This is a genomic window from Vicinamibacteria bacterium, assembly GCA_035620555.1.
Classification (GTDB): Bacteria; Acidobacteriota; Vicinamibacteria; order Marinacidobacterales; family SMYC01; genus DASPGQ01.
Window position 1 is genome coordinate 1 of record DASPGQ010000096.1, and the last position, 4,307, is coordinate 4,307.

4 protein-coding genes are annotated in these 4,307 nt (G+C 62.3%); 2 read left to right on the forward strand and 2 right to left on the reverse strand.

Features of this window, described 5'->3' with window-relative positions; genetic code table 11:
• Positions 1-814 (reverse strand): MOSC N-terminal beta barrel domain-containing protein (locus VEK15_03870; protein ID HXV59807.1); only part of this gene is annotated, 814 nt, incomplete at its 3' end.
• Between the two features lie 135 nt (positions 815-949).
• Here VEK15_03870 and VEK15_03875 point away from each other — a divergent pair.
• Both VEK15_03875 and VEK15_03880 read left to right on the forward strand, forming a co-directional pair.
• The gene (locus VEK15_03875; protein ID HXV59808.1) at positions 950-1,612 is read left to right on the forward strand and encodes a hypothetical protein; all 663 of its coding nucleotides are present in this window, start codon (positions 950-952) and stop codon (positions 1,610-1,612) included.
• Between the two features lie 313 nt (positions 1,613-1,925).
• Positions 1,926-2,384 (forward strand): hypothetical protein, encoded by a 459-nt coding sequence (locus VEK15_03880; GenBank protein ID HXV59809.1) that lies wholly within the window; start codon positions 1,926-1,928, stop codon positions 2,382-2,384.
• A 36-nt stretch (positions 2,385-2,420) separates the two neighbouring features.
• Here VEK15_03880 and VEK15_03885 read toward each other — a convergent pair.
• Positions 2,421-4,307: S9 family peptidase (locus tag VEK15_03885; GenBank protein HXV59810.1), on the reverse strand; the 1,887-nt coding region annotated here is incomplete at its 5' end.

Below are 4,307 nucleotides of genomic sequence, written 5' to 3' on the forward strand. Positions count from 1 at the left end.
GACCGGCGCCGGCGACCGCGAGCCGGTTGTACCGAGTGAGCGTCCGGATGATCTCGATGTCCCTGGGTAGCTCGTCCTGGGCGAGCGTGGTCATCACGCATCGCGGGTCGGGCAGAGCCACGTTCGCTCGGACCTCATCCCCGATCGTGAGCCCGTGGCCAATCCAGTCGTTCTCCACGAATCCGGGTTTCTCGGTATCGACGATCACGTTCATCCGGAACCGGCGCCGGTCGAAGCGGCTCTTGGGCTGAAACTCGCTCAATCGCTCGAGCGTGGATGTCGTCAGGACGGTCAGAGGAAACAGATCGAAGAAGGCCCCGACGGGCACGGGAGAGGCGAGTCCTACTTCGGCGAAGAACGCCGAACCGAGCTTCTGCTCCACGATCGTGTCTCGATGGCCGGCGGGATCCACGCCCTCGACGTCGGGGTGATACTGGTCGATGGTGAAGTCGGCCGGCGCGGTCCGTGCCAGCGTTACCGGCCGTCGGAAGTACGAGGATAACTTGCCATCGGCGTCGGGGGCATCGCTCACCACGGAGGTGCCGTCCGGCAGCGTGATTCGCACCGGGGGCGGCTCGGTGCCCGAGACTGGAGGCTCGATGAATTCCGCCCGACAGCGCAGCAGGTCGGGAAACCGTCTCACGCTCTTGGCGCTCACCACTTTGCCCGTGTCTAGGTCGATGAGCGCATAAGCGCGATCGCCCAAGACCCCACGTTCGTCGAGCTCGGCCGCGTCGAGACCCTCGCCCGTCATGGATTTGACGGGGAACCGCCATATCTCGGCCACGGATCCGACGAGCTCGCTCGTTGCCATGGGACCTCCCAATTATCGGCTGCTGGTGGCCTGCTGGCCGACCAATTGCGGGTCACCGTATGACGCCCAGGAGTCAGTGTCAAACTCCGATGACGAACCATCCCGCCAGGTTCTGGCAGTGGTACTCTCCTCGGAATGCTCGGCGAGACTCTGCGACCATCCACTCGTTCGCTCACCGAGTCCGAGCGCCGGTTCCTGCGCGCCAAGATCCGTGATCTGAAGTCTCGTGCCGGACGGGGGCCGCACGTCGTCGGCTTGGGGGCGCTGGTCATCGCGATCCTTTGGGCACTCACACTGATGGCATCCGAAGCGCCGTGGCCGTCGATCACCCTCTTCTGGATTCTCGTGGGCGGCTCGATCTTGCTCTGGGTTCGGCGCGACATGCGAAAGGATTTGACCCATCTATCCGATAAGGCGCTCTCGTTCGAATCAGCGCTTCGAAGGAACGAGGCCGAGGCGTTTCACATCAAGGCCAAGTCCTTCGTCGAGTTCGAGGAGATCGAGGACGAAGGGGCTTGCTACGCGTTCGATATCGACGAGGGACGAATCGTCTTCGTCGTGGGACAGGAGTTCTACCCAGAAGCCAAGTTCCCGAGCCATGACTTCTCCCTCGTCTACCTTCTCGAAGAGCGGGGGAATTCCGTCGACATGGTCATCGAGAAACGTGGACCGAAAGCATCGCCAGAACGCGTCGTGCCTGGTGATTTCAAACGCCAGGTCGAAATCCCCGAGCATCTGGAAATGATCATCGGGTCTCTCGGCCAGATCGAAGAGATTTTGAGCCGTCGCACGTCATAGGCAGTGCTCGAATAACCATGGTCGCTAGAGTGTTCAATGCCGTGGCGGGACCTGTAATCGATCGTGCCGCCACGGCTCGGGCTGCTTACGGCGCGGCAAGCGCGCCGGGCTCGCTCCGCTCGCGCAGGCTGGACTGTACTTTTTCACCAGCCTGCTTGACCTCGTCTCGACTTCAGCCATTGATGGCGACGAAGCGATTTCGTTCGCCGTCACCCTGATCTCGCTGGCCCCCGGCGGGTCTGGCCCAGACCCGAGCCAGAGGTATAATCCCGCAAGTCCTCGACGTGAGAAGCTCGACGAGAGGAGTTCGGACATGCGGAAACTGGTAGTGAGCGCGGTCGTCGCCGGCTTGGCCTGGGTCGCTTCCCTCGCCTCGGCTCAGAACACGAACCCGCGGTTCGGCAAATGGAAGCTCAAGTCAGACGCCCCTCCACCGGCCCTCAACATCATGACCTACGAGCCGTACGGCGAAGGCGGCATGCGGATCACGGTAGAGTCCACCAATGAGAAGGGAGAGCAGCGGAAGTGGAGCTACGTCACGATGTTCGACGGCGTCTACCGGCCGGTCAGCGGGGACACGAGCACCGAGGAGACGGCCGTGGTGGTCATCGACGAACGAACGAACAAGATCATGAACAAGACGGGTGACCGGGTGAACACCATCATCAACGTGCTCTCCGAGGACGGCAATACAATCAACAACGAGTACCGGCGGACCGACGAGAACGGCAAGGAAATCGTCACCCATGCCGTCTACGAGCGCATCCAGTAGCGGCTTCGGATCGAGACTGACGCTAGCCGGAAGTGCTCACGGCTGCGCTTCGCTCTCCGTCGCGCGTCGAGGCTCCGGTTCCTCCGTACCTTCGGGCGCCACGACCCACTCGTAGCTTCGTCCCCGCGCGTGTTTCTCGAACCAGTCGAGCTCCACGTTGATCTTGAAGAGCTCGTGCCGTAGCTCCTGCCAGCCGTGTGGCTCCCTCGGCGCCAAATAGAGGTGCGCAGGGACGCCGTTCGCCCGAAGGGCGCGGTAGAGCTCGACGGACTGAGGCGGCGGCACGCGCTCGTCGTTGGCGCCCACGAGGATGATCGTAGGCGTCGAGACTTTGTAGATGTCCTTGAGCGGAGAATGAGCCCAGTAGACCTGGATCGGGGCGTCCTCCTGCCACGGCGTACCGCCGAACCAGGGGGTGCGCTGCACTCGGGTGTCGCTCTGAGCGTACATGGAGATCCAGTTCACCGCGCCCGCGCCCGATGAAGCGGCTTTGAAGCGATCGGTGTGAGTGATAATCTTGTTGGTCATGTGCCCGCCGCCGCTCCAGCCCATCTTGACCATCCGATCTCCATCGGCGATACCTCTCGCGATGAGATGGTCCACTCCCGCCATGACGTCCAGATGGGCCTGGCTGAAGTAGTGCCCCACCATGTCGCGGAGGAAGTCGTCTCCGTAGCCGGTGCTGCCTCGGTAGTTTGGCTTCAGGACTGCGTAGCCCATGGCCGTCTGGACCTGCACGTAGCGGCTCCACGAGCCGAACTCGAACCTGTCGGACGACCGCGGCCCGCCGTGCGTCTGGACGATCAGCGGATAACGCTTCCCCTCCTCGTACTCGAGGGGATAGTAGAGGAGGCCTTCTACCTCGGTGCCGTCGGCACCCGTCCAGCGAACCGCCTCCTGTCGCGGTAGCTCGAGCTCGGCCAGGTAGTCGTACACGCGGCTGACGCGCATCGCATTCTTGCCATCGGCTCCAGAGATCCAGACATCCCCTGCATTCGTCGGCTCGTCGATTCGAAAAACCTGCCTGGCGAGGGCTGGATGATAGCTCCAGCTCGAGATGGTGTGATCGCCGTGCGTGAGCTGCTGGAGCTCCTCGGTCTGAAGATCCACGCTAAACAGCTCGACGCGCACGCCGGTGTTGGCGGTGAAGTAGATCGTGCGTCCGTCGTCCGACCAACTCGCGTCCTGGACTTCGTAGGGCATTTCGCTCAGGAGCATACGGCTCGCGCCTCCAGCGGCGGGAACCACGAAGAGATTACGGTTGTAGTAGAACTCTAAGCGCTCGTTGGAGTCGGAAAGGAACAAGACTCGGCTGTTGTCGGGAGACAGCTCGGCGCCCTGCTCGGGGACTTCGTTCCGGGTCACTTGTCGGGCTGCGGTGCCGTCGACGTTCATGATCCACACCTCTCCTCGTAAAGAGTCGTCCAAGAGAGGCGTAGGAGTACGGTGGAAGACAAACTTGGTGCCATCGCGTGACAGCCGATAGCTGCGAATGGTGAAATCTCCAGTGGTGAGCTGGCTTTCGGTTCGGTCGGCTCGGGAGAACGCCCAGAGGTGGCGATACTTCCAGTTCTCATCGAAGGCGAAGACGTCGTCTTCGAGCTCGTCGCGTCGCTTTTCTTCGTCGCTCTTGGGATCGTCGGCGAGGAAGTAGAGCGTCGCGCCGTCGGGCGACCAGCTGATGTCACGGACCGAGGTCTCGTGATCGGTGAGACGTTGCGCTTCGCCTCCCGCCGTAGGAAGCAAGTAGATTTGGTCGGCCGCATCCTCGCTGCGCTTCGTGATAAAAGCAATGGAGGCACCGTCGGGTGACCAGCGAGGCGTCGACTCCCCGTCACCGCGTGTCAGCTGAACGGTCTCACCACTAGCGGCATGCACTCGCCACAGGTGGCTGATACGTCGGTTGGCCTTCCAATCGGCCTC

What these genes read in the sequence shown, in the direction of transcription:
- VEK15_03875 (HXV59808.1), top strand. Translation starts at nt 950, where the DNA reads ATGCTCGGCGAGACTCTGCGACCATCCACTCGTTCGCTCACCGAGTCC.
- VEK15_03880 (HXV59809.1), top strand. Translation starts at nt 1,926, where the DNA reads ATGCGGAAACTGGTAGTGAGCGCGGTCGTCGCCGGCTTGGCCTGGGTC.